Annotated in this window: 22 protein-coding genes; 8 read left to right on the top strand and 14 right to left on the bottom strand. The window is 45.6% G+C overall.

Translation table 11 applies throughout. The annotated features are described in order from the left end of the window. Window positions 1-178: 178 nt before the first annotated feature. From FJD32_RS21125 to speF, 3 genes are all read right to left on the bottom strand, one after another. Complete coding sequence (locus FJD32_RS21125; protein ID WP_088586266.1) at window positions 179-1,333, bottom strand: porin; 1,155 nt, start codon at window positions 1,331-1,333, stop codon at window positions 179-181. A gap of 124 nt (window positions 1,334-1,457) precedes the next feature. Then, complete coding sequence (gene potE, locus FJD32_RS21120) at window positions 1,458-2,777, bottom strand: putrescine-ornithine antiporter (protein WP_037413789.1); 1,320 nt, start codon at window positions 2,775-2,777, stop codon at window positions 1,458-1,460. An 84-nt stretch (window positions 2,778-2,861) separates the two neighbouring features. Further along, a complete protein-coding gene (speF, locus tag FJD32_RS21115; RefSeq protein ID WP_088586265.1) occupies window positions 2,862-5,024 on the bottom strand; it encodes an ornithine decarboxylase SpeF in 2,163 nt (720 codons plus the stop codon). A gap of 900 nt (window positions 5,025-5,924) precedes the next feature. Here speF and FJD32_RS21105 point away from each other — a divergent pair. Continuing rightward, a complete protein-coding gene (locus FJD32_RS21105) occupies window positions 5,925-6,473 on the top strand; it encodes a YbhB/YbcL family Raf kinase inhibitor-like protein (RefSeq protein ID WP_047534161.1) in 549 nt (182 codons plus the stop codon). 17 nt (window positions 6,474-6,490) lie between these two features. Continuing rightward, complete coding sequence (locus FJD32_RS21100) at window positions 6,491-7,249, top strand: AraC family transcriptional regulator (RefSeq protein WP_037413785.1); 759 nt, start codon at window positions 6,491-6,493, stop codon at window positions 7,247-7,249. Between the two features lie 46 nt (window positions 7,250-7,295). Here FJD32_RS21100 and FJD32_RS21095 read toward each other — a convergent pair whose 3' ends face one another. The 7 genes from FJD32_RS21095 to FJD32_RS21065 form a co-directional block, all read right to left on the bottom strand. Then, window positions 7,296-8,342, bottom strand: a complete 1,047-nt coding sequence (locus FJD32_RS21095; RefSeq protein ID WP_037431621.1) for a porin — start codon at window positions 8,340-8,342, stop codon at window positions 7,296-7,298. A gap of 155 nt (window positions 8,343-8,497) precedes the next feature. After that, window positions 8,498-9,463, bottom strand: coding sequence for a formate dehydrogenase subunit gamma (locus FJD32_RS21090; protein WP_037413783.1), 966 nt, complete (start codon window positions 9,461-9,463; stop codon window positions 8,498-8,500). A 9-nt stretch (window positions 9,464-9,472) separates the two neighbouring features. After that, window positions 9,473-10,105, bottom strand: coding sequence for a molecular chaperone TorD family protein (locus FJD32_RS21085; RefSeq protein ID WP_088586264.1), 633 nt, complete (start codon window positions 10,103-10,105; stop codon window positions 9,473-9,475). Continuing rightward, window positions 10,102-10,650 (bottom strand): 4Fe-4S dicluster domain-containing protein, encoded by a 549-nt coding sequence (locus FJD32_RS21080; protein ID WP_037413781.1) that lies wholly within the window; start codon window positions 10,648-10,650, stop codon window positions 10,102-10,104. Before FJD32_RS21080 ends, FJD32_RS21085 begins: the two co-directional genes overlap by 4 nt. Window positions 10,651-10,661: 11 nt before the next feature. Next, window positions 10,662-12,863: a molybdopterin-dependent oxidoreductase gene (locus FJD32_RS21075; protein ID WP_140906445.1), complete on the bottom strand. Its 2,202-nt coding sequence runs from the start codon at window positions 12,861-12,863 to the stop codon at window positions 10,662-10,664. A gap of 111 nt (window positions 12,864-12,974) precedes the next feature. Beyond that, the gene (locus FJD32_RS21070) at window positions 12,975-14,411 is read right to left on the bottom strand and encodes a disulfide bond formation protein B (protein ID WP_069453795.1); all 1,437 of its coding nucleotides are present in this window, start codon (window positions 14,409-14,411) and stop codon (window positions 12,975-12,977) included. Between the two features lie 210 nt (window positions 14,412-14,621). Continuing rightward, window positions 14,622-15,584 carry a LysR family transcriptional regulator gene (locus tag FJD32_RS21065; protein ID WP_037429252.1) on the bottom strand — a complete coding sequence of 321 codons (963 nt, stop codon included), beginning with the start codon at window positions 15,582-15,584 and terminating at the stop codon, window positions 14,622-14,624. 465 nt (window positions 15,585-16,049) lie between these two features. On the opposite strand from FJD32_RS21065, the gene FJD32_RS21060 reads away from it, so the two are divergent. From FJD32_RS21060 to FJD32_RS21045, 4 genes are all read left to right on the top strand, one after another. Then, on the top strand, window positions 16,050-16,400 hold the full coding sequence (locus FJD32_RS21060; RefSeq protein ID WP_037429250.1) for a YkvA family protein: 351 nt from the start codon (window positions 16,050-16,052) through the stop codon (window positions 16,398-16,400). A gap of 171 nt (window positions 16,401-16,571) precedes the next feature. Continuing rightward, the gene (locus FJD32_RS21055) at window positions 16,572-17,969 is read left to right on the top strand and encodes a hypothetical protein (protein WP_088586262.1); all 1,398 of its coding nucleotides are present in this window, start codon (window positions 16,572-16,574) and stop codon (window positions 17,967-17,969) included. A 1-nt stretch (window position 17,970) separates the two neighbouring features. Then, the gene (locus FJD32_RS21050; RefSeq protein WP_088586261.1) at window positions 17,971-19,008 is read left to right on the top strand and encodes an acyltransferase; all 1,038 of its coding nucleotides are present in this window, start codon (window positions 17,971-17,973) and stop codon (window positions 19,006-19,008) included. A 129-nt stretch (window positions 19,009-19,137) separates the two neighbouring features. Next, window positions 19,138-19,695: a hypothetical protein gene (locus FJD32_RS21045; RefSeq protein WP_050991370.1), complete on the top strand. Its 558-nt coding sequence runs from the start codon at window positions 19,138-19,140 to the stop codon at window positions 19,693-19,695. A 72-nt stretch (window positions 19,696-19,767) separates the two neighbouring features. On the opposite strand, the gene FJD32_RS21040 is transcribed toward FJD32_RS21045, so the two are convergent. The 4 genes from FJD32_RS21040 to FJD32_RS21025 all read right to left on the bottom strand — a co-directional run bounded on the left by FJD32_RS21040 (window position 19,768) and on the right by FJD32_RS21025 (window position 22,338). Then, window positions 19,768-20,349 carry a lipid-binding SYLF domain-containing protein gene (locus FJD32_RS21040; protein WP_088586260.1) on the bottom strand — a complete coding sequence of 194 codons (582 nt, stop codon included), beginning with the start codon at window positions 20,347-20,349 and terminating at the stop codon, window positions 19,768-19,770. A 136-nt stretch (window positions 20,350-20,485) separates the two neighbouring features. Further along, on the bottom strand, window positions 20,486-21,418 hold the full coding sequence (locus FJD32_RS21035) for a hypothetical protein (protein WP_088586259.1): 933 nt from the start codon (window positions 21,416-21,418) through the stop codon (window positions 20,486-20,488). A gap of 54 nt (window positions 21,419-21,472) precedes the next feature. Then, complete coding sequence (locus FJD32_RS21030) at window positions 21,473-21,874, bottom strand: nitrous oxide-stimulated promoter family protein (RefSeq protein WP_037413759.1); 402 nt, start codon at window positions 21,872-21,874, stop codon at window positions 21,473-21,475. A 104-nt stretch (window positions 21,875-21,978) separates the two neighbouring features. Beyond that, entirely contained in the window at window positions 21,979-22,338 is a 360-nt protein-coding gene (locus tag FJD32_RS21025) for a DsrE family protein (protein WP_037413757.1), read from the bottom strand. Window positions 22,339-22,591: 253 nt separating this feature from the next. On the opposite strand from FJD32_RS21025, the gene FJD32_RS21020 reads away from it, so the two are divergent. Both FJD32_RS21020 and FJD32_RS21015 read left to right on the top strand, forming a co-directional pair. Further along, the gene (locus tag FJD32_RS21020) at window positions 22,592-23,410 is read left to right on the top strand and encodes a hypothetical protein (protein ID WP_037413755.1); all 819 of its coding nucleotides are present in this window, start codon (window positions 22,592-22,594) and stop codon (window positions 23,408-23,410) included. Window positions 23,411-23,637: 227 nt separating this feature from the next. Continuing rightward, entirely contained in the window at window positions 23,638-23,949 is a 312-nt protein-coding gene (locus FJD32_RS21015) for a hypothetical protein (protein ID WP_181159772.1), read from the top strand. The last annotated feature ends 7 nt before the right edge of the window (window positions 23,950-23,956 follow it).

The raw sequence follows: 23,956 nt of genomic DNA, 5'->3' as shown, positions 1-23,956 counted from the left end.
ACCTATTTGGAGTGGCGCAGAGATGATAGTAAACCAGCGGTACCATCCAATGAGTGTGTGGCGAGCGTTTGTAGACGGAACGTGCGCCGCACCTCGGTCTCAAATGGGCCCACGGATATGAGGAACGTGAGCCACTATCCCTCAATGTACGGGAGAGCCTGATGAAGACTTTCCATTCCTAAAAGAAGTAGTTAATCCCTACCGCAAAGCCATTATCTTCCTGCGCTTCGAGTGCTGGATCATCCATATTGCTGAAATCTAACTTCATTTCGGCAAACATCACAGTGTCGTTACTGTAACGGTAGTGCAGGCCAAGCATGGCGAATTGGCGGGTCCATTTGCCTTGGATGGGCGTACTGGCATCTGTATCTAAGTCCAAATAGCTGAGGACAATCATAGGCACAAAGCCATTATCGAATTGATAGGCCGTCATCAGCTCAGCGCCAGTAGCGTCGTAGAGTTCGCCGCCGACTAGCTCATTGTTCTTACTCTGATGGGCGTTAAAGCCGACGTAGAGACCGCTGGCTTCGCGGTTATCGGCGTAGTGATAGTAATCACCATACATGGCGCCGATACCGACGATTTCGTTGGTTTCATCGACTTGAGTGTTTCCTAGGTGACCTTCAAAGTCGCCACGGTTAACGCCGGCGAGCAGTTTAAATTTGTTGGTGAGTGAGTAGGTTAGGCTAGCGCCGTAACTGCTATCGAAATTAAGCTCAGAGTTAGCCATTTCGCTGCCGTCATCGTTTTTTAAGGTGACATCACCATTGGTTTTGGCGGCGTATTGTAGGGCGATTTGCACTGGGCCAAAGCTATTGCGGTAGATAAACGCGGAGTCGGCACGGCCAGTTCCGGTTAAACCGCCATCGCTAAAGGCATAGGCACCGACACTATATCCGGCGAAGACGTTCGGTAAGTCCGTTGTGCCAGCGACATCGTAGTAAGCGCCCCATTGCTTACCAAAGCTGAGGCTACCCCATTCATCGTGTGACATACCGACATAGCCTAAGCGGTTGTAGAGGAAGTCTTCGGTTTTTTCGGCGGCCAATTTGCCACCTTGCATCACTAAACTGTCATCGCTAGACACCATGTTGATGCCCCATTCCGTGGTGGCAAAGGCGGTCCAGCCATTTCTCTCGCTGCGTTCAAAGCTAAATCGTACTCGGGAGGAGTCATCGATTACTGAGGTATCGTGGCTGTCGTTGAGTGCCGCGAAGCCTAACCAACCGCTTAAATCTAATGAATTTTTTTGATCGTTATAGAGTTCAATCGCTTGGCTGCTGGTGGCCACCAACAGCATAGGTAGCATTAACGCTATGCAGGTTTTATTCATCATTCCACCGAAATTAGGCAAGTTTTGTCTGGGGACCTTAGGCGCAGTGGCTTAAGGTCCCTAAAGACGGATTGCTGTTAAGTTTCTTATTTATTAAGGGATTAGACTCGCAGGTGCATTGTGCTCACGCCGCTTTGATCCCAACGCTTGGGGTTTTATTTGAAATCACCCCGTAGATGGTCCAACCGAAGAAGGTCGCGATAGCACCTAACATCACAGCAGTTTCACCAGAGCTATAGAGGGCGTAAAAGCTATACAGAGCACCGATAATCGCAATCACGTTGGCGACACGGGCTTTGTTCGCTGGCACCTTGAGTTGTTTTTGCATCACACCTAGCGCTGCCATCGACAGGATATAAGGCACAATGTTAGTTACCACCGCAAGGTTAACGAGCGCTTCAAACTGTTTGCTCAGTGATGGACTGATAGTCATCAAAGACAGCAGGGTTTGAATCGAAACGATGATGGTCATCCCCCAAATTGGCGCATCTGCTTTGCTGACTTTAGCGAACACTTTAGGGAAGAAACCTTCATCGGCAGAGGCTTTAAACACTTGCGCGATAGTGAACTGCCAACCGAGCAATGAACCTGTACAGGAGATAATGGCGCAGGCCATGACGATTTTACCCACAACAGGGTTAAACATTTGCGCGAAGGCTAAACCAAAAGGTGCGTTTGAATTAGCAAGTTCGGCGTTAGGCACAATCCCAGCTATCACGTTGGTGGAAACGATATAGATAAGCGCCGCTCCTAAGGTTCCGCCCATTACGGCGATAGGAACGTTTTTCTCTGGGTTATCAACGGCCTCTGAGTTAGCACAAGCCGATTCTAAGCCAAGGAATGCCCATAAGGTCATCGCGATAGAACCGCCTAAGGCTTTGAAGAACGGCATATCATGTGGGTTCCATGCGCCTTTATAGAGGTCGATGTCGAACCAGAACCAACCGACTAACGACACGCCAATCACTGGCAGAATAATCCCCCATACGGTCACGCTGCTCACGCGGCCCGTAATGCGAGCACCACCAAAGTTTGCGACTGTGGCTAACCAAAGCACGCCAATGGTGGCAAGACAGATAGCCATTGGGCTTAAGTTCACTTCGAGTAGCACCGCGGCATAACCCACGGCGGAGATAGCGATGGCGACGTTAGCGATAAGTAGCGAAACCGCATAGGTGTAGTTCGCCATAAAGTTACCGCTGCGGCCAAAGGCATATTCGGCATAACCGCCCATACCACCAGTTTTTTTACTGAACATCCCGCATTTTGCAAACGCAAAGGCCAGCGCGGTTGAGCCTGCGGCGGTCACAAGCCAAGAAAGCACAGAGATAGTACCGACTTGGGCTAATTGGGTGGGCAGCATGATAATCCCAGAGCCCATCATATTAACTATGGTGATAATCGTTAATTGGACAACGCCAATTTTATTTTCTGATTTACTCATAATAATGACCTAATAATATAATTCATTATAGAAGGTTGAAATTGACTGTAGAGCGGGGTTAATTAACTCTACAGTCAGATTCAATTATTTATTTAATACATAACCTAGGGCTTGGATTTTTCCGTCTGGGGTGCTTTCGAGGTAAACACCTTGTAATTCTGGAGAGAATCCGGGTAATAAATTGATGCCTTCTTCAAGGGCTAGGAAATAACGTTGTACTGCGCCACCCCATATTTCACCTGGCACCATACATAATACCCCTGGTGGATATGGCAGGGCGCCTTCTGCGGCAATTCGCCCTTCGATTTGTGACAGTGGCACTAATTCAACATTGCCGCGAATAAACTCGAGGTTAGCTTCCTGTGGGTCCATTACTTTTGTTGGGAAGTGAGCATGGCGGAACATTTCTTTTTGCAATTGTTTTACGTCATGGCTGACATAAAGGTTGTGCATTTCTTGGCAGAGTTGACGAATGGTATAGTCTTTATAACGAGCTTTATTGGCGTTATAGACGTTTGGCAATACTTCCGATAATGGCGCATCTTCATCGACTAATTTCTCGAAGCGAGATATTTGCGACACTAAGTGCTGCATTTTTGCCATATCTTCTGCAGGTGTCATCAAGAATAAAATCGAATTTAAGTCGCACTTCTCGGGAATAATATTATTTTCACGTAAGAAGTTAGCCAAAATCGTCGCGGGAATACCAAACTCAGTATATTTACCGGTTTCGGCATCAATACCTGGCGTAGTTAATAGGAATTTACAAGGATCAACGAAATATTGGCCTTTTTCATAGCCCTCGAAGGAGTGCCATTTTTGTCCGGGTTCAAACTCAAAGAAACGTAAATCATCGGCCATTAGTTCAGTTTGATAATCCTGCCATGGGCGCCCCTCGATCATACTTGGGATAAATGGCTTGATATATTTACATTTTTTCAGCAGTAACTTGCGCGCTTCGATACCGGCTTTTACCGCTTCACGCCACAGATAACGGCCGCTGGCGCCTTCGTGCATCTTAGCGTTCACATCCAATGCCGCAAACAGCGGGTAGAAGGGGCTGGTAGAGGCATGCATCATAAAGGCGTTGTTGAAACGTTTATGGTTGCAATATCTGGCTTGGCCTTTGATATGTTTATCTTTTTTGTGAATTTGCGAGGTTTGTGAGAAACCTGCTTGCTGTTTATGTACTGACTGAGTCACGATAATACCGGGATCGTCAGGTGTCAGTTCCAGCAGCAGTGGCGAGCAGTCGTTCATCATAGGAATAAACTGTTCATAGCCAACCCAAGCCGAGTCAAACAGGATGTAATCACATAGATGACCTATACGATCAACCACTTGGCGAGCGTTGTAGATAGTGCCATCGTAGGTGCCCAGCTGGATAATGGCTAAACGGAATGGACGTTGTTCATCGGCACGCTCAGGCGCAACGGCGCGGATCTGCTCCCTTAAATAAGACTCTTGGAAACAGTGGGCGTCGATACCGCCAATAAAACCGAAGGGGTTACGGGCGGTTTCCAAATAAATCGGTGTTGCGCCCGCTTGAATTAACGCGCCATGGTGGTTGGATTTATGGTTGTTACGGTCGAATAATACCAAGTCACCCTTCGCCAGCAGTGCGTTGGTCGCCACTTTGTTTGAAGAAGAAGTGCCGTTAAGCACAAAGTAGGTTTTATCGGCGTTAAATACCTTCGCCGCGTATTTTTGTGCATCCAGCGGCGCACCTTCGTGGATTAACAGATCGCCGAGTTTAACGTCGGCATTACACATATCTGAGCGGAAAATGGTTTCGCCAAAGAAATCGAAAAATTGACGACCCACAGGATGTTTACGGAAAAATTGACCACCCTGATGTCCTGGGCAAGCAAAGGTAGAGTTACCCATTTCCACGTATTTTTTCAGTGTGCCAAAGAAAGGTGGTAGTAGGGCTTGCTCATATTTTTGGACGGCGGTTTCGACCTGTTTTCCATAGAAATCGGTATTGTTACCGCAGAGTTCAAATACCCCGGTAATCGAGGAGCAAATATCATCTGGGAAGGTTTCTTCACAGCAAACGGATACGAAAATAGGCAGTTTTAATCCGGTATTTTTAATTTTTTCAACAATACCATTTTTAACATCATCAACAGAAACTACAGCCGCGCCCACATCGCAAAAATCTGTGGTTAATACATTGACAACTTCTCTGTCTATTTCAAAACATGATCTAACAGATAAGCTGGCGGCAACTTTTAATGATTTCATCGTTAATTTCCCTTTTACTTTAAAAAGTTTTGGATACAACTTGGCCTATACCTAATTAAAAATATTAATGGTATTAAATTAGATATGGCTATTCCGTGTGCAGATATGATGAAGCTATAAGTCGTCCAAGAATAAATAGATAGATTTATTCAAAATGAATGACTTAGCCGCAGCGTTACTGCACGAGCAAAAGAATGCTTTGATTTAGGTGCGAGATAATAAACCTGAAAAAAAACAGTACGATAAGTGTATGCGCTTACGAGGGCAATACCACTTTAGACCTGTTAATTGGTCTACTACCTACGCGAAGATTAGCGAAGGAAGATAAATGAATGGTCGAAGTAATCACGTTGGCTAGGCATCATGATATGTCTAGTACGTCGGATATGTGCCATGATTTTAGATTTCCTCTTCATATACAACTCCATTATGAAATTCGAGAAAATTATTAATTCGTTTTATTACGGCATGGAGTTTATCTAGGTGTTGCCAATAAAAATATGATCGGTGTCTTATTTTTAATTAACTGTAATTATTTATTGCAATAAGTTTTATCTGTGTAATTACAGTCAATCATCCTTAAGTATCATTATCTAAATAACGAAAGTAAATATTGTCAGTTTATTTTTAAAATTAAAAATGCATAAATTTATAAATAATAAATATCTAATTACGCGCAAACTACAGTATTAATTTGCTTGGTAATTTATAGAGTACGCCATCCCTGCATAAAAATGCAGATTAAGTCTTTACAAAATCACTTGAGTGCTTAAATATGACAAAAAGTCGACACTTTTTCTCAATTTTGAGCATTTAGGGAAGAAAATTGGCGTTTTGAGGCAGGTTTGCCACTTAAGACTGACGTAAATTAGCGGTGTTACGTATCAATTGGAGATTGTGATGAAGCATTTACATAAGTGGATAGTCGGAATTGGATTATTTACCGCAGTATTAGGGTCGGTGCAGGCCATGACCTTATCGAGCAAAGATATTAGTGAAGGTCAGCAATTATCTAATCAATTTGTTTTTAATGGGTTTGGCTGTACAGGCGCAAATATTTCGCCCCAACTTGCTTGGCGCGATGCCCCTGAAGGCACGAAAGCCTATGCGGTGACGGCGTATGATCCCGATGCACCGACGGGCAGCGGCTGGTGGCATTGGGCAGTTTATAATATTGGTGGCGATCAACAGCAATTAGCGCAAGGTGCGGGTTCTAAAGCCAATGCATTACCTAAAGGGGCGATTGCGCTAAAGAACGATTTTGGCACCACCGACTTTGGTGGCGCCTGTCCACCACAGGGGCACGGCATGCACCGATATGAATTTACAGTGTGGGCGCTACCGTCGCCATTAGAGTTACCTAAGGATGCCTCACCCGCGCTGTTAGGCTTTATGCTCAATGCACAAGCTTTAGGGCACGCTAAGCTGACCGCAGTGTATCACCGCTGATATTACAGGGCTGATGTATGATCCGCATGTTTGAATACGACTCGAAACAGGCGCAGTCACTCTCACGGGTGCCTGTGCATCAGCCCTCGATTATTAGAGTGATCCAAGGGGAAAAGTCGTTGCTTTGGCAAGATGATACCCTCGCCGTGAATGCGGAACAGCTATTATTGTTACCCGCCGGAAGCCATATCAGTTTCGTCAATCGGCCGATGAGCGGACGTTACCGAGCGGTGCAACTCGTCTTGCCCTATGAGTTGCCCTCAGGCGTTACGCTGGCGGCAACCGATAGGATGATGCCAAAGCCTACACAAACGATCTCACGCTCGGTCGATTTTGCCTGGAATGCGTTACTGCATAGCCTGACCTTGGCGCTGCCCACATCGGTGCAGATGCATTATTTAGCCGCATTATTGTTAAGTTTGCCGCAGCAAAGTAGTGTGAATTGGCTTTATGGGCATAAGCAATCGAGTGTCACCCAAGCCGTATTGGCAATACTGAGTCAACATCCTTCGGCCCCGTGGCAGCAAGAGGAAATCGCCGACAAGTTGCATATGAGCAGTGCCAGTTTAAGACGTAAACTGGCGCAGGAAGACACTAGCTTTAGGCAATTACTTGCCGAAGTGCGCTTGTGCCAGGGTTTAGCACTATTGCAAAACTCTAGCGATTCAGTTTTACAAGTCGCATTGTCTTGCGGGTACTTGTCAGCAGAAAAATTTTCGGCACGCTTTAAACAAACCTTCGGCCTAACACCCGCCGCGTATCGCCGCACCTTATGAACAATCTGCGCAGTTGAGTGGAGTGCCATCCTTGGCTGGGTTTGGGTTAACCTTTCCAGTTTAAATCGAAGTCGTAGCGAACCCCGATAGCGATACTGTTATCTGTATCTCGGTTGTCATTGTCTTGATATAAGTATTCTGCATGTAGGCGCACATTGGCGCTGGGATTCCACTCTATTGTGGTATTAACGCCTTGATAGTTAAGACTGCTTGAGTCGTTTATCCCATCGTCGAATCGGAAGTAACCCAGCTTAAGCTTATAGTCCTGGCCGAGTGGAAGGGCGAGTGCACTATCGAGGCTATAGCCCTCTCGGTCTTCGCCTTGATTGAGTTGGTAGTCCTTATATTGATAGGCAACGGCAAGATAGACACCATTGGTAAAGCTATAAGCCATTGCAAAGCCAGTAGTATTTTCTTTGCCAGTATTAAGATTGGACTCGAAAGTATCCTGCTCTAGGTAACTTAGGCCTAGGTGCAACTGCTGCCAGTCGAAGCCAAGCCCTGCGTTCAGCATATCGGCACCACTGTTGGCCTCTTCGCTCTTAAATTGCGCGGAACCCATAAGGGTAAAATAGCCGATTTTTGTTTGATAGAGCGCGAGATTATCCGTAAAGAAAGGACTCTCCTGATTGTAGGCGAAAGGTGAGTTGGCATTATTGAAGATGTCAGTATATTCGGCGACTAGGCTATATTGTACGGGGCGTTGACGGCCGAGAGTGAATTGTCCCCAAGGAGAGCTTACGCCCGCAAAAGCTAAGCGTGCATCACCAAAGCTACCATCACCGTTCAGGTTTATTTTCCATTCCCCTTGTGCCAGCAGTGCCCAGCCGGGAGCGAATTCAGTTTTACCTTTAATCCCTATACGTGAGAGCGCATCTCCAACATCCCAATCGTCGCTCAAACGACTATCGCTGTAGACTAGCGTCGGTCTCAGTGAGCCGTAGAGGCTAAGTTCGGTATTTTGCAGTTGAGTTGTTTGTTGCTGTTCTAAGTGTTGTAGGCGGCGATCGAGTTGCTCCCAATCACGATTTTCTGCGGCCATAGTGGCAAAAGGCAGCGTGAGACCGAGTAGCAGTAGTGAGGTTTTATTCATAATTTCCCCTTATTTTAGGGTGTAACGGTTTTTTAAGATGCAACTAGCCCTGACCTTAAAGATCGCGGACATGGGTGTGGGTGATTCCCCCCGAATGGGGGGATACTGGCGTTATTGACTCACTTGGAGTTGCAGTGACCCCGAGTCGTCAGCTTTTACTTGCTTTTAGGTAACTTCTGGAACCAGAGATTGTGGTGTTGCTTAGCCCAGTTCTCATCGCATTGTCCCGTGAGCATGCATTCCATACCGCCTTCAGAAATCACTGTCGCCATATAGATATGTACGACGGTAAATGCCCCTAGCACGAAAGCGCTCACGAGATGCAGGATTAAGGCGAGATTGGCGCCATCTTTGGTTGCGACCAAGCTTGGGAACATCAAGACCACACCGGAGCCAATCATCAGAGCGCCAAACAGGGCAAAACACCAGAACCAGAGTTTTTCGCCTGCGTTAGCAAAGCCTGCATCAGGGTGCTTACCTTTGAACGAGCCGAAGTTGAGGTAGCCGCCGAGCGCCTTAAACCAACCTAAGTCGCAGGCTTCAGGGAGTTGTTTGTTGGCCCATTTCACCACCATTACTAACCAACCTAATATAAAGGGAAAGGCCATAAGGTTATGAATGGCTACAGAGCTACCGATAAAACCGATCCAACGTTCTGCTCCCATATTCGGTTCTAACCAAAAACGGCCTGCGATCATCGCTAGTCCGGTGCCGATCAGCAGTAGGCAAGCAATTGCGCCTATCCAGTGGAACAATATATCCATTCCACTCCAGCGGTTGACTTTATGGCCAGAGAAACCTTGAGTCAGTTTTGCCTTGCCATTGATTAAAACAAACAGGGCTAAGACGAAAAACATCCCAAAGAAACTGTAGGTCAGTAGATCGGCCCACCAAGTCGCAGGAGCGAGCGTTTCGAGATAGCCTTGATTGACTTGGGCCAAGGGCGCAGGAAACTCAGGCTGTAGTGGCATTCCACGAAGTTCAGGAATATCCCCTTGAACGGCGATTTCCTGTATAGGTTGCCATTGTTGAGGTTGGGGCATTAACGTTTCGCTCGCCAGTAGCGGTAAGCTGTAAATGCCAGCAGTAAGACTAGTGATAACAGTGATTAATCTTTTCATATTATATCCTTAAGCATCGAGTCGAGGCTTTTCAGATGGGGCATGGGCCCCTGCAATATTTAATCTGTTCGCCAAAAAGTCGGCTAGCGCCTTGGCATAGCAGTCCCAAAACTTGAGCTGAGCATGGCGTGACATTCCGTCTGTGAAATATTCAAACCAAGTACCGAGATGTTGTTGTAAAAAACACTGCGCCATCTGGTTCAACTCATTGGCTACTGTAGGGTTGGTATTGCTATGGTGGTGACGTAGGGCTTCGGCACAGAAGAGAAACTCCATTTCATTGCCAATATAATCAGCAGGTTCATTGAGTTTGTTATCTATAACTAAGCCCAGTTTTTGGTAAAACGTCGCCACAGCGCTAGTGTTGTCGGTGTTGAGTTGCCTTCCCCCATCGCGATACACAGACTCGTAAGGGGGAACTAACAAGCGTGTCGGTCCGATACACATGCGGTTATAGTCACATTCGAGCTCTATCGGCTCAGTCAACCATTTACGAGCCTCCTGCAACAGCATGGGATATTGCTGGTTATGCTCTAACCAAGTGATCAGCAGTTGCAAGGTTTCGGGAGAGGAAGGAGTAAACAACATTCCCTTGAACGCCTGATAACCTGCCGCTACTGGACCAAAATCCGTTGATGTCATAGCCGCTCCTTAACAATGACCATGTTAGGTTTGGTGACGCAGTTACCGTAACCAATCCCTTGCTTAGAGACTGAAGGTTTTTGAGCGAGTAGCTGATTGATACGGTCGGTATCGAGACATTTTACGGGGCAGCCATCGACGCACGCTGGCTTAAGACCTTGGTCGATCAGTTCAATGCACATATTGCATTTAGCGGCTTTACCATCAGTTTTAAGCATGACGACGGCATCGTAAGGGCAGGCGCTGACACACAGGCCACAACCTGTGCACTTGTCGCGGTTGAGTACGACGAGCCCGTCACTACGTACGGTATATGCTTGGGCAGGGCAAGCAATTAAGCAGGCTGGATTACCACAGTGCATACAGGAGTGGCTTAGCCATACGTCTATTGCACCGTCATCGCGCGGCACTTCGTATCTGTCAACTTTACGAAAGCGTACGTCTTCTGGGAGTTCATTGTGGATTTGGCAGGCAATGGTGCAGGCTTGGCAGCCAACACAGTTTTCTTGTCTGAAGACGAATCCGAGTTGATGTTTATTTTCCATGGGGTTCTCCATCAGGCTTTAGCCAAAGACACGCGGGTTGAATGGTAGGCAGAGCAACCACCCATGTCGGTCAATCTGTCTGTCGTCAATGAGTTAGTGCAACCCTCAGTGCCGTTAGGATTGAGTCTGAGCCAATTACATTTAGGGCTCATCAAGGTCCCTTGAGGTACGCCACTGGTTATCATGGCGTCAAACTTGGCCTCACCGCGGTGATTACTGAGTTGAACTCTGTCGTTGTTTTTGATGCCGTAGGTTTTTGCATCTTCAGGATTGATTTTTACGTAGTAGGCGGGAATGGCACGAATGTATTTTACATTGTAGAAGGAGCTATTGACCCGCTGTGGAACACCTGATGAGAGTAGGCGGAAGGGAAGTGCTTTTTCTTTGGCTTCCATCTCATCTTCGGGTAAACCCCAATCGAGTACAGGGTGAAAACCTGCATCGGCCATGAGCTGAGAACTAAATTCAATCTTGCCACTTGGCGTATCGTATTTACCATCGGCGAGTACAGGCTGGGGAATGTCTAACTTGATGTATTTTTCCTTCATCAACCGCTCGTAACTGACGCCTTTATAGTAAGGCGAATCGTTCGTTAACAGCTCGCGAATGATGTCATCATTACTGGCTTTGAAGGCGGGGTCTTCAAATCCCATGGCTTGGCCTAATTCACGGAAGAAGGTCCAGTTGCATTTAGATTCTCCCAGCGGTTCAATGACTTTCTGACAGACCTGCACATAGTAGCCATGGTAGTCGCCGACGATATCATCGGTTTCAAATTGGCTGGCCGCAGGCAGGATAATATCGCAGTATTGCAGTGAGTCCGTCATGACCATGTCATGGCCGACCACAAACAGATCTTCCCGTTTCATCCCTTCGATAACGGCATTGGTATCCGGTGCCACAACGACAGGGTTACCGTTATAGATAATCATGCCGTGAATCGGTTTACTCGGTTTGTCATGGCTGGTGGGATGTGTAGGATGAAGCGCCTTGGCAAGCTCAGTCATATTAATCCGCTGCGCATCAGGATTGGAGCGCATATATTTACCGCTCGCTTGATACTGATTCAGTCCGCCACCTGCATGAACGTTATCGTAGATTAACCCGTTACCACGCTTACCAAAGTTCCCTGTAACGGCGAGCAACATAGCCACAGCGCGGGACATGCGGGCACCGTTAAAGTTACGTTGGAAACCATAGCCCATACGCAACATGGTTTTTTCGTTTTCGCCTAGCACCTTGGCAAATTCAAACATTTTTGCCCGAGGAACCCCTGTGATCTTCTCTATTTCGTCGTAACTGATCTCGTTCAAGCGTTGCAATAAGGCGTCGTAGCCAATGGTTTGCTCTGCGATAAACTTATGTTCGACAAGATCTTTCTCTACAAGATATTTCATTATGCCCGCGCAGAGTTGCACATCTGTGCTGGGGCGAGGTTGTAGGTAAATATCTGCCTGTGAACATAAAGGGGTTCGCTGTGGATTGACGGCTAACAGCTTGGTGCCGCGGTCACGGGCTTGGTTAATGAGTTTGATAGCAATAGTGTTAGAAACAACTTCATCATGTCCCCAGGTGAGGTACACATCGCTGAGTAAGATATCCTCAGGATCTGGGCCGAGGAAGGTGCCATACAAGGATTCGAGCCCATCATAGGCGGCATAGGTACAGACTTTACGTTCAAGAATAGAGGAGCCGATACGGTTCCAGAAACGCTCACCGGAAGCGGACATACCAATGGCGCCATAATTACCAGAATAGCTATAGGGAAGAATGGCCTCTGAACCGTGCTCTGCAATGATCTGCTTGAAACGACTAGATATTTTACTATAGGCTTCATCCCAACTAATACGGCGCCATTTACCTTCGCCTTTGTTACCAACACGCTCCATTGGATGTAAGATCCGGTCGGCGGCATAGGTATACTGAACGTAGCTTTGACCTTTCAAGCAGGGAGCTAAACCTGTTTTAGCTTGTTCTTCTGCCCCGGATACATAGGTCATGCGACCATCTTGCACTCTAAACTTAAGTAAACATCGGGCTGCACAGTTGCGTAAACAACTATGATAAACAACATCTCCATTTCGTTTTGCCAATAGACCTGTATTGGCGCCTTGTTGCTTGGCATGTGCTATGCCGGGGGTTAAGCCTGACAGGGAGGACAGCACAGCGCTTGCTGCAGCTCCTTGTAAAAACGTGCGTCTATCGATTTTCATCGTCATCACCCACCATGATTTGAACCTTAGGTTCGTTTTGATTATTGGCTTTGTGCCTTTTATATCGCCGGGGAACCGGCATGCCCCGAGAGAATCTCAGGGCGAAATTACTTACATCACATAGGTTTGCAGTTGGTTTTGCCCATTGATCAGGCTGATGGTCAACAGTTTGCCATCCTGTACTAACAGTCCTTGCGGATTGTTCGTGCCAGCCAGTTTGGCCATAGGTGTTACTTCGCCAGTAAGCAGATTGAGCTTAAGTACCTCGCTGCCGTCATTGTTGAGGATCCAAGCTTGCTCGCCTTGAACGCTGATGCCTGTTACTTGAGGTAGTGCAGGGAGTCCTTGTAAATTTGATTCGGCAGAGAGCGTCATATCTGTGCGGTCAAAGCGTGATAACACTAAGTGTTCGTTGAGTGCATCGCGGGTCGTAACCGTGACAAATTGTGCGAGTGTGCTGCTGTAACCCAATGCCAAGCTGTAGCTGGTTTTAGCGCGTACCGTGCTGAACTGGCCGCGAGCGGTTTCACCTATGCCATCGCTACTTTGGTTGAAGCGGCGATAGTTCATTTCCCAGTTTTGTGTTGGATCGAGCGTTAATTCCGCCCAAGCTTTATTGAAGCCCATCACCAGCAAGCTGTTGGCGGAAGTAAAGGCAACCCCATGAAGCGTTTCAATATGCAGCATATACATGCCGTCAATCTGCGCTTTACTGAGAATTTGCATTTTCTTATCAAGGATATAGACCCAATTATCTGTTGTCGTCAGAGCATAAACTCCCGCATCGGCCTGATAGTCAATGGCAGTCACTCGTCCACTTATCTCCGATGGCAGCACTTGTTCAGCGACTAATTTCGCTCTAGGAGCCTTAGCAAATAGCGGTTCTGTTGGTTGCCAAGTCTCAATATCAGGATTATCAATGGCGTAAGCACCGCGAGCATTAGGTGCATAAGTTGGCCAGTGGTCGAGTTCCCAACTCATGTATTGAGGATTAAAAGAGACTCGGCCAGGGCTATCTTGACCTACGAAGGGAAGGGGGCCCGTTTGCGTAAAGGCTTGGACAATATTGCCACTGATCACGACTAGGAATATCCCACAGGCAACCTTAGGAAGCGTATCGAGTGGTTGCTTGCCGTAGCCGTTATTCGGGAACTTATTGCCAAGTGTGAGCATGAGTAATGCCACCACAATAAGCACGACGACAAACACGAATAACGCCCAAGTATAGGTATGAGCGCCCATGATTTTCAGTGAAAAACCTTGGCCAATATCACTGCCTAAATTGATCGAGGTATGAACTGAGGCCATAAAGGCACCATATATTCCAAGCCAAACTAACGCGGCGATATATTTAGGTTTTAGGCCAAAGCGAACGATATAGAGGGCAGTTAGCGCCACTAAGATCATGGCTGTACGTTCTTGCCAGCAGAAAGCACAAGGGTTATCTAAATAAATAAATCCGAAAATAAAACAAGCAATACCAACGGGTAATGCCATGATAATAATAGAAGCAAATGAAGCTAGCTTGTTAAATAAATGCTCTTTCATGGTAGCCCTTTAGTAATTGCCGATAGGAAGTAAAATGCCCCAAGACATCATTATCCAAATGAAGAAACTTAACCCAATGCAACCAAATAATAATTTGTCTGCGAGCGACTCTTTTTCTGGTTTTTTTAACACCAGATAAGCGGCAAATGCCGTGATGCAAAAAAGTGTGAACTCCATTAACTACCTCTTTATTGACGTGTGACTTATCTCTTAATTAGCTGAGGCTAATCGCCATTCTCTCTCTAATCCATAAACGAGTTTTGATTTAACCCAGTTGAATGCTGGTGAGTTATTTATATTTCCATAGAGAATGTAATTTCCAACTGCTCTTTGTTCACTGCGGATTTCTTTAATATCGTTAATCATTTCATCTGTTAATCTTCGATAATTAACCGAGGGAATCATGTCGACAAATTGACGAGTAAATTGATTACAACTTAACGTGATGCTGTTAGATTGAGCGAGCATTTGCATGGCGGTTGCTACACTGTCGGTATAACCCGCCACATCCATTTGTAATCCATTGTCACGACAAAGATTAACCAATAGCGGACAACTGAGATCGTTATAGTTATCAATCTCTAACAGTGGATAGTTTGATAGTTGTTCCAATGACATTTCACCCTCAAGAATGGGGTGGTTATGATTGGCTAAGATGTATATATCTCCGGTTTCTGAAAATATTTCATTATTGAGGCGACTATCATCGAAGCCTTCGTACACAACAACAAAATCAATATCACCTGTAATAAGTTCATTGTTGCAGTCATGACTTAAACTACGAACATCAAATCTAAGATTGGGTGCTTCTGGTTGAATATAATTAGCGATTACTTTATGTACGGCATAAACGAATTCATCGTAGGCGCGTATTACAAAATGACCGCCTGACTCACTAGGAGTAAAAACAGAATGTTGACGTTCGAGTAGTTGATATTGTTCAACAAGATACTTAGCGTGCGGAATGAGCTCTTCTAACTTTTTAGTTGGAATTAATCCATGTGATTTACGAATGAATAGTGAGTCCATGAATATATCGCGTAGTGCATTTAATGTACGCGTGACGTTACAGTTTGATAGACCAAGCTCTGTAGCCGCGATATTACCTTGACCATGTTTATAGACGGAAAGTAACACTCTAAGCTGAAGATAATTCAGATTATCTATTTTCATGTTTAGTAAACTCTTTGCAATATTTACTTATTACTATGAGTTCTTTGTAGGCTTGTTGCCAAGATTAATGTGGCATTATGTTCTGGTTAATTCTGTTATTTATGAGTTTCATCCTGTTTTTAAGCGATTGAAATAATCTTATTTCTGATGATGAAATTTAATTTTTCTGGGTTTTATGAGTGAATGTGTGAATAGGGTCAAATATAAAGTTGAAAGATATATCGATGTAAATATTTGTGATGTTTGTACTTGTGTTATCTATTAGTGTGTCGTAGAAGGTTAATCGGGCTAAATAACAGTCAATATGAAAATGTGATATGAGATTGAATGTTTGCTTTATTCTTGAACAAAAGTGTGATTAGTTATTCGTAATACTCGGGGTTTGCTAGTTTGGAAAGGTAATGTGGATAGCAGTATTCAGGTTACGTTTAAATGGCACATTTTATCAGAGGGGGGGAGAGGTTTATGGCCGAGGAAGCATTTACTGAAACTGGTTTTTGGAACAAAATCAAAATGTTTGGTCGCCAGGCTGGGCGTGAGGTGGTTGAGCGTGCTTTGTGGCTTTACTATGCTGCACAAAAGCCTAATACACCTACGTGGGCCAAGTCGGTAATTTTTGGGGCCTTGGCGTATTTTATCTCGCCTTTAGATGCGATTCCCGATTTAACGCCGTTAGTCGGTTTTACTGATGATTTAGGGGCGTTAGCGGCGGCGTTGACTATGGTAACGCTTTATATTGATGATGAGGTTAAATCACTGGCTGCGGCTAAGTTAGCGTTGTGGTTTGGCGATGAGCCGACAACGCCTAAATCCTGATATCTCTGAGCATTAAACCTTAAAAATATGATTTTATTAGTGGTTAATGAAGATGAGTTGGCTTAGTTTTTTGAGGGTAAAAAAATTTTCTGTTAAACGTTTCACTATTACGCAATTGCGCTATATGCTAGCGCTGTTTTGTGAACCCATTGTGTGTGTTTAGGCAAATAAATGAAAAATATTATGGTGGTGATCCTGTGGTTGATAGGAGTCTCTGCCGCCACTCCCGTGTTCGCCGATAAGGCCTCGCCAGAACAACTCGCTCGTCTGTACCTCGATTTTATGGCTCAAACTAGTCGTCAGAGTGAAACTCTGTGGCCGGGATTTCGTCTCGACGATAAAGTCCACCTCTTCAGCTATGCGGGCAGTGTTTGGTTACGTCAGCCCGGTGGTGAGATTATTAAAGACAACAGTGTGTTAGAGTCAGTTAACCTTCACTCTGGTCTATCAGTTAATTTTGGTTTTCCTCAGTATCAAGGGTTGGCTGGTGTGCTGATCCAGCTCGAGTCGCCGACGATTCAATTTGATAGTACGACAAAAACTGCCGATTTGCCTTTCGTGATTTGGGCTGGCAATAGCGTGCATGAGGCGTTTCATTTTTACGCTCAATCCGAGTGGCGTGTATTAGAGGACGCTCGCCGCTATGAAGGGGAGGTCTACCCGCTTAATTTTGATGCGCGCTATTACCGTCTTCAGTTATTCAACTCGCTCATGTCAGCCTTAAAACAGCCCGAGCAACAAGCATTGTACTTAGGCCATGCTGCTTACTGGTTGCAGGCATGGCGTCAAACGGCGCCTAACGAAGATAAAGTCAGTTATGTGAGTGATTTAGTCGAAGGCAGTGCAAAATACGTTGAGTTGATTGCGGGCGCGCGCTTCCTGAGCCAAAACCAAACCTATCTCGGTTATCAACAGATACTGCTGCAATATGTGCAGGATTATTATCAACAGCAGCAAATGCTTGGCGGTTGGACGGCCGAAGCTGAGAATATCGGCGCACTTGCGGGAATACTGTTAGATAGCACTCAAGATGGCTATGTGTGGAAAGAGTCAGTGATGTCGGGCATGTTGCCTGTGGATTTACTACTGGGTCGCATTAAGCCGATTACTCCACCGGTTGGGCAAAATAGTGCACAGAAGAAACGTCTGCAAGATATGCTGGCTTACTATCCGTCGACTGACCAAAAATTGGCTCAGCTGTTGCGAGATGTGCAGGACCCCAAGGTGCCACTATTGGTCATGCCGAGCGTGAGCGATAGCAGTAGTTTTATGGATGTGGGGGAAGTTCGTTCCGGGTTTTATGTCGTGCCTTATCAAGAGGAAATGACTCAGGCTTATTTAGGGATGAGTGTGCAATTTAGTAACTTAAATGTCAGTGGTAGCCCCTTGTTGGATGTGCCTTTGCAAAATTATTGTGAGGGCATTGAAGCCGCAACTCTGTTACCTTTGGGGTTTACCTTCCAACGCGAAGGTCAGTATCTGGTGTTTAATGAGCCGGAAATCCACGGAACAATAAGGGTTTCTGCAAGTGTTGTTGAGGGAAGAACCCTCTACTGTGCGATGAATTAATATGAGAAAAAATCAGCTCGAATTTACCTACATGCGCGGCATTGCGATTATTTTTATCGTGCTTGGGCATAGTATTTACAACTCTGGGGAAGGGTTTCCGTCATTGCTGGAAAATTTACTCAGAGGTGGCACGGCGCTGTTCGTGTTTATCTCTGGCTATTTTTTCCATCGGATTTTTTATAAGGACTTCGATTACGGTAAGTTCATGAAGAATAAAGTGCAAAATGTGCTTTATCCCTTCTTAGTGGTTTCTGCTGTTGGCTTATTCTGCTTGAGTTTGCGCTGGATTTTTATGGAGCATCAGCCACTTGAACAGTTGTTGCTCAGTATTTTTTATACCGTACGGAATGGTTACATCTTGTACCCGCATTGGTATATCCCTTTTATCATGGCAGTGTTTTTATTGTCGCCAGTATTTTTATGGTTTATTCGCTGCTCACAGCAAATGCGTTGGACGCTATTTGTACTGAGTTGTGTGGTGGCCATTTTGCTCCACAGACCCATAGGCAACGTTAACTTTATTCATTCAGTCGTTTATTTTATGCCTTTCTATTTGATTGGTATTTTATATTCCCAAGATGAACATATTGTGATGCGCTATGGCTCGATTTTGAGTGCATTAGCAGGGATTTTCCTTGTTGTGAGTTTGGTTGAACAGAGTTACATAGTGCAGCACATTGGTAACTACCATAAAGCGCCGTTTGAATATAACGGCATCGACTGGCAGTTTATCCAAAAACTGAGCCTGTGTGTGTTGGTGCTTAACTTCTGTGATTGGCTGTCAAAACGTAGTCGCTTACCTTGGCTTATCGAAATCGCCGAAATGAGTTTTGCGATTTTCTTTATCCATCCGCTGTTCGATATGTTGTTTAATACCACTGCAACGATATTCCGTTTCCGTTTTCCGCCTGGGTCTGCTATCACGAGTATTCTGTTCTCGGCCGCGATTTTTCTCTTCCTGATGGTGGGTAGTATTATCACGGCACGCTTTATCAAAAAACGTTTAGGTAACCGTTCTCGTCTTTACATCGGTTGGTAATCCTTCACAAGTACAGGGGAATTAAGTTTAAATTTATTCCCCTGTGTTAGCGTGTTTTGCATTGAATTTCCCATGGAAAACATAATGCAAACTATCACCTTAGCACGTCTTGGAATTGTCGGCCTATGGATGGCAACGCCAGTATTTGCCAATGCGACTCCCAAACCTGCACTTGCCATAGAACAAGAGACTTTCTTCAATCAATTAGCCGCCCATTGCGGTAAAGCGTTTGCGGGTAAAGTCGTCTCAAAGGACAGCGCCGATGCGGCTTTTCGTGATAAAGCGCTGGTGATGCATGTGCGCGAATGCAGCGATACTGAGCTGAAAATCCCATTCCATGTGGGAGACGACCACTCCCGTACTTGGGTGATCACTAAAACGGAACAGGGGTTAAGGCTAAAGCACGATCACCGCCATCAAGATGGGACTGAAGATAAAGTCACTATGTATGGTGGCGATACCGCCAGTATGGGAACCAGTCAAAAGCAATCATTTCCCATCGATCAGGCATCGATTGATAACTTTATGCAAAATGGCCTAACCCAGTCTGTCACCAATGTGTGGCATATAGAAGTTACGCCAAACACCTTCAGTTATTTACTCACTCGGGAAGCCCGTCATTTTCAAGTGGATTTTGATCTAACCCAACCGCAGCCTTTCCCGCCAGTTCCTTGGGGACATGAGTAGGTTAAAGCGTAATTAAAACAAAACCTCTGAGCTTTTCGAGTTCAGAGGTTTTCTGGAAGCGGTCTTGTAATCTTAGTTAGCCCTAGGCTCGAAGGTAAAAGATTGTCCCGCCAGTGCGGCTTCAAACATTAGTCCACCCTTGGCAACGGTAAAGACTGCCATGCCATTGATATAGGCTGCGGTAGCAGATTGATTACCACCGGCTTGACCTGCACCTGCCGAGTTGCCTGTGGTGCCCGCTTTGGCGTTAGCGCCCATATTAATGGCAACGGCGGAGGCTTGGGCATCAAACTCAAAACTGCCACTGGTGAACTCATTGTAGGATTTGGCATCTTTAAAGAAGATGATTTCACTATAGGCTTGTCCACCTAATTGAAATCCAATAGATAGCTGGGTTAGGCTGGAGTCTCCCATATATTGTCCCGCTTGAAAAACCCGACCTTTGCCGTAGGCGGCGCCAATACCAATTCCACCTTTGCCAACTGTTGGAAAGAGGGCGTAGCCATAGGCGGTATCAAAAAATTTGCGGGTTTCCTTGGCTTGGTGAAAATTTTTTAAAGCCTCAGTGTAACTATCATCTGCTTGCGCAGCTGGTGTCAGTAAGCTGGCAATCAAGCAGGTCGATGCGACAACAAAAGATAAAATTGATTTCATGGCGTTCCTCCTTAAGTCTTGGTTCCATCAGACTACCCTTTGTTGTCACAAATGACAGCCTAAAGCTGCGTTAATGTCAGCTCGGATTCAGTTTTTCAATAAGACATGCTGCCAGTTTTGATTGCTAAGCGATGGTTTAGTTCTGAGGTGTACTGGGCGTGGTAGTCGATTTTTCCTTGCTATCGTTCGATTCTTGCTGCAGTTGCTGAATAAATTCAAGCTCCTCGGGGGTGAGCACTCCTGAAGATGAAGATTCAACTTTGGGTTTAGGCACTGATAAATGGCCTTTCAAATACGCTGTGCGAGTGATCTGCTTTAGACCATAGGCGGCAAGTAAGTAGAAACTTAATAGTAAGCTTAAGCGGGGCAAGGCGTGGGATAAGGCTGAAAGCGAGTCGCCTAGATAAAAAGGCAGTACAACCACAAATACACGCAGTAGCCAGTTAAATAACATCGCTAAGGTTAGGCCAAATAACCAGCGGAAACGGATGAGTTTCAAGGTGTCCTGTGGTGCATCGCTCAATGGCGGTTGACTGACTTTATATTGTTTAAGTAGATGCCACAGAGCGACAAAATAGGCTGCTGTTTGAGTAAACAGCAACAACGGCATTGCTAAACTCCAGTGGCTGAAATCGATCGTCAGCGGATTATTAAAGAATTCAGCCTGAAACCAAATGGCGTTTTTATGTAAGTTGAGCCGCAAAGTAATATCTATAACTGCAAGCAGTAGTGTGATAATCGCCGGCCAATAATGCCATGAAAAACCAATTGGCTCAGTATGTTGCTCTAAACTGCGTTTGCAATAGAGGTAAAGCAGTGGCATGAGTAAAAAATAAATCGGGGCAAGCAAATTAAATAATATGTGGATAGGAATTGGCGTGTTATCACGGTTAAGCATTCCCGTCAGAAAATACAGTGCGATGAGACTTAGAAAAGCCGCCAATAGCTTTTGATTATTGTCCGAATGATAAAAGTAACGAATATAAATAGCTAACGCGAGGCAATGTAAGCCACCAAATAGGGATAACCACCAATAGGCTTGAGCAAAAAATGTATTAAATTCGTTCATTTTGTCACCTCGACGACCTGTTATATCAGGGAAATTCGAGGCGAAAAAGCATTCCTAGGTATTTTTCTGTGAAATAGCGATGCGTTGATGACGATTAGATGCGGCTTCGGGGACTGACGCAGGTACGGGATGACGCTCGGCCAGTAAGTGTTTGATTGCACGAATGGGATGCGGTAACAGCATTCTCGGCCCCGCGAAAATCATGATCTCTTTGACCTGCGCCTTTTGGGCGGGCTTGTAGCAATGCACTGGGCACTTATTGCACGTGGGCTTATCTTGCCCATAGGGACAACGGTCGAGGCGAACGGCTGCATACTCTAGCAGTGCTAAACATTCTTCACACAGGCCGGATGCCGTTTGGCCTTGGTGCTTAGCTTTGCAATAGATCTTCGCCATCGCGCTAATGGTTTGATGCTCGTAGCGCAGTTTGCCTGTGAGTAGGGCCGCTGAGTCCATGGGAATACCTTAGTCTGTTACTCGGATAATCCCATCATAAGCAGCGGCACTGGCTTGTTCAAAACGTAAGTGTCAATTTATGAAGATGCGCACAAAATAAGACTTTAAATGTGCATTACCTTATCGGCGGCCAGAGTCCAGCGGGTGAGATCCTGTAAGGTGCCAATTTCAGCGCCTTCGAGCAGCATATCCGTATTCACTCCCCGCGCTTGAGCGCAGGTTTTACACAGTAAAATCGGGACTTGCTGAGCACTAAGGATCTCAAACATTTGCTGCAAGTTATAGCTTAAATCAGGCGTTGTCTGCTGTTTGAGTGCCCCAAATACCGCATCTGACATTAAAAAGATTTTGAGATCAACATCTTGCTCGGTTTGATCCTTGAGGGCTAAAGCAATGCGCAGGCTGTTAAACAGTTTTTCTGTGCCGTATGGACTCGCGTGGGCAACAATAAGAATTTTTTGCATTAGGCTTTCCTTAATTTTTTGCAAACGGTCATAAACCTTAGCAGTCTAGCCGAATTGCTTATATCGATTTGCGTGCAAGATCGGATAAAACGGCATAAATACTTGATTTACACAGACACTATGGACTTTAATAGCGGTTAATCACTGCTCAACTTTTGGACAAAACTCCTTGTCAGTCGCAGACCACTGAGTCGTTCTGGCAAGCCAACTGCAATAGCTTCTAACAGGAAGCAGCCATAAAAGGTGAAGAAGAATGAAGGTCATTGTCGTTTTAATACTGATCGTTATCGGAGTGTTTTTATTTCGTCGTGCCCAGCGCTTGGCGAAGGAAGAGCAAGAGGCAATGATGGCAAAAAAAACAACTGAAATGACAAAGGATACTAATTCTTTCCCAGAAGTGGCTGAATCTACGCCCGAAGTTACTCCTCCAGTAAATAATACGCCTGAAGACGCTTCTGCTACTATGAAAGCGCCTGAGATTGAATTAATGCCGAGGGAAGAGGTGCATCAGCCTAGCCGCGCCGAAATCGTTGCAATAAGTGAAGATATTATCGATGTCGATATTCCCGCTGTGCCCAATGAAGACCCTGTGATTATCTTGGCCGACGCCTCCGCAAATATTGAGAAAGAGGCTGAAATCAAACCTGTATCCTCCGAGGCCGAAGGCCTTGCGACACCAGGCTCATGGGCGAATGTGACATTGCAGCGTGCGTTCGAAGGTTATCAAAGTGCAGAGACCGAACTTGCGCGCTATAACGCGTTACAGGATGTGATTGCAGAGTGTTATAAGCAGCGAAAATCGACTGACTATTTAGCCTATGGTGCAGCACTGTGTGAGCTTTATCTGGCATTATTCCACCGAGCGAATGCCACCAAGCCCAAACAGGTTGAGCTTAAAACCACAGGCTTTATGCAACTTGCAACATTATTAAATGATACTCAAGCCTTTAACGAAGCTATCGCGTTATGTCAGCAGGCTGTCTCACTTGGCTTAACCGATGGTACTGTCACAGGATTCGAAGGCCGGATCAGCCGTATTGAGAAGGCGCAGGCAAAAGCTGCAACTGCATAAAAGTGATAGTAAGAATGACTCTGTTGTCATGGCGTAAGGTTAAAGACTCTGGCATAAACTGGTTAATTCTAGCGCCTCAAATGCCCATAACCTAAAAGCGGTTATTTAACGGCTAAAAGCCGTGTAGAATCCGGAGACTTACCGCGCAAAAGGCGAACTAAGGTTCGCTTTTTTTATGAGCTATTTTTATGAAGTGTGTTGCGAGTTTATTGAATCAAATCGTCAAAATGAAATTACCCTTGGTTGTCTTATTTGCCAGCTTGGGCCTTGGGCTGACAGGTTGCACTAAAACCCCGGAATGGACGCTATTTTATTATCCGAAGGCGATCTCGCTGCCAACGACGCCGTTACAACCTGATGATATCAATGGTTATTACGACACTCTCGAACAATGCCAGCGCAAAGCCCATGGATTACAGCGTTTAACGGGGTCAGGTATGAGTGGCTTCGAGGCCAGCGGCGCCGGCGTATATCAATGTGGCCAGCAGTGTGAGTTGAACGATAAGTCCGTGCTGGTGTGCAAGCAGCTCACTCAATAGGGAATGT

This window comes from Shewanella sp. LC6, assembly GCF_006385735.2.
Lineage (GTDB): Bacteria > Pseudomonadota > Gammaproteobacteria > Enterobacterales > Shewanellaceae > Shewanella > Shewanella xiamenensis.
Note: the sequence above shows the minus strand (reverse complement) of the source record. Positions and strands in the feature narration are given on the sequence as shown.

What these genes read in the sequence shown, in the direction of transcription:
- FJD32_RS21025 (WP_037413757.1), bottom strand. Translation starts at nt 22,338, where the DNA reads ATGCAAAAAATTCTTATTGTTGCCCACGCGAGTCCATACGGCACAGAA.
- FJD32_RS21015 (WP_181159772.1), top strand. Translation starts at nt 23,638, where the DNA reads ATGAAATTACCCTTGGTTGTCTTATTTGCCAGCTTGGGCCTTGGGCTG.
- FJD32_RS21020 (WP_037413755.1), top strand. Translation starts at nt 22,592, where the DNA reads ATGAAGGTCATTGTCGTTTTAATACTGATCGTTATCGGAGTGTTTTTA.
- FJD32_RS21070 (WP_069453795.1), bottom strand. Translation starts at nt 14,411, where the DNA reads ATGAAAGAGCATTTATTTAACAAGCTAGCTTCATTTGCTTCTATTATT.
- FJD32_RS21065 (WP_037429252.1), bottom strand. Translation starts at nt 15,584, where the DNA reads ATGAAAATAGATAATCTGAATTATCTTCAGCTTAGAGTGTTACTTTCC.
- FJD32_RS21125 (WP_088586266.1), bottom strand. Translation starts at nt 1,333, where the DNA reads ATGAATAAAACCTGCATAGCGTTAATGCTACCTATGCTGTTGGTGGCC.
- potE (WP_037413789.1), bottom strand. Translation starts at nt 2,777, where the DNA reads ATGAGTAAATCAGAAAATAAAATTGGCGTTGTCCAATTAACGATTATC.
- FJD32_RS21035 (WP_088586259.1), bottom strand. Translation starts at nt 21,418, where the DNA reads ATGAACGAATTTAATACATTTTTTGCTCAAGCCTATTGGTGGTTATCC.
- FJD32_RS21095 (WP_037431621.1), bottom strand. Translation starts at nt 8,342, where the DNA reads ATGAATAAAACCTCACTACTGCTACTCGGTCTCACGCTGCCTTTTGCC.
- FJD32_RS21060 (WP_037429250.1), top strand. Translation starts at nt 16,050, where the DNA reads ATGGCCGAGGAAGCATTTACTGAAACTGGTTTTTGGAACAAAATCAAA.
- FJD32_RS21055 (WP_088586262.1), top strand. Translation starts at nt 16,572, where the DNA reads ATGAAAAATATTATGGTGGTGATCCTGTGGTTGATAGGAGTCTCTGCC.
- FJD32_RS21105 (WP_047534161.1), top strand. Translation starts at nt 5,925, where the DNA reads ATGAAGCATTTACATAAGTGGATAGTCGGAATTGGATTATTTACCGCA.
- FJD32_RS21030 (WP_037413759.1), bottom strand. Translation starts at nt 21,874, where the DNA reads ATGGACTCAGCGGCCCTACTCACAGGCAAACTGCGCTACGAGCATCAA.
- FJD32_RS21080 (WP_037413781.1), bottom strand. Translation starts at nt 10,650, where the DNA reads ATGGAAAATAAACATCAACTCGGATTCGTCTTCAGACAAGAAAACTGT.
- FJD32_RS21085 (WP_088586264.1), bottom strand. Translation starts at nt 10,105, where the DNA reads ATGACATCAACGGATTTTGGTCCAGTAGCGGCAGGTTATCAGGCGTTC.
- FJD32_RS21075 (WP_140906445.1), bottom strand. Translation starts at nt 12,863, where the DNA reads ATGAAAATCGATAGACGCACGTTTTTACAAGGAGCTGCAGCAAGCGCT.
- FJD32_RS21050 (WP_088586261.1), top strand. Translation starts at nt 17,971, where the DNA reads ATGAGAAAAAATCAGCTCGAATTTACCTACATGCGCGGCATTGCGATT.
- FJD32_RS21100 (WP_037413785.1), top strand. Translation starts at nt 6,491, where the DNA reads ATGATCCGCATGTTTGAATACGACTCGAAACAGGCGCAGTCACTCTCA.
- speF (WP_088586265.1), bottom strand. Translation starts at nt 5,024, where the DNA reads ATGAAATCATTAAAAGTTGCCGCCAGCTTATCTGTTAGATCATGTTTT.
- FJD32_RS21090 (WP_037413783.1), bottom strand. Translation starts at nt 9,463, where the DNA reads ATGAAAAGATTAATCACTGTTATCACTAGTCTTACTGCTGGCATTTAC.
- FJD32_RS21045 (WP_050991370.1), top strand. Translation starts at nt 19,138, where the DNA reads ATGGCAACGCCAGTATTTGCCAATGCGACTCCCAAACCTGCACTTGCC.
- FJD32_RS21040 (WP_088586260.1), bottom strand. Translation starts at nt 20,349, where the DNA reads ATGAAATCAATTTTATCTTTTGTTGTCGCATCGACCTGCTTGATTGCC.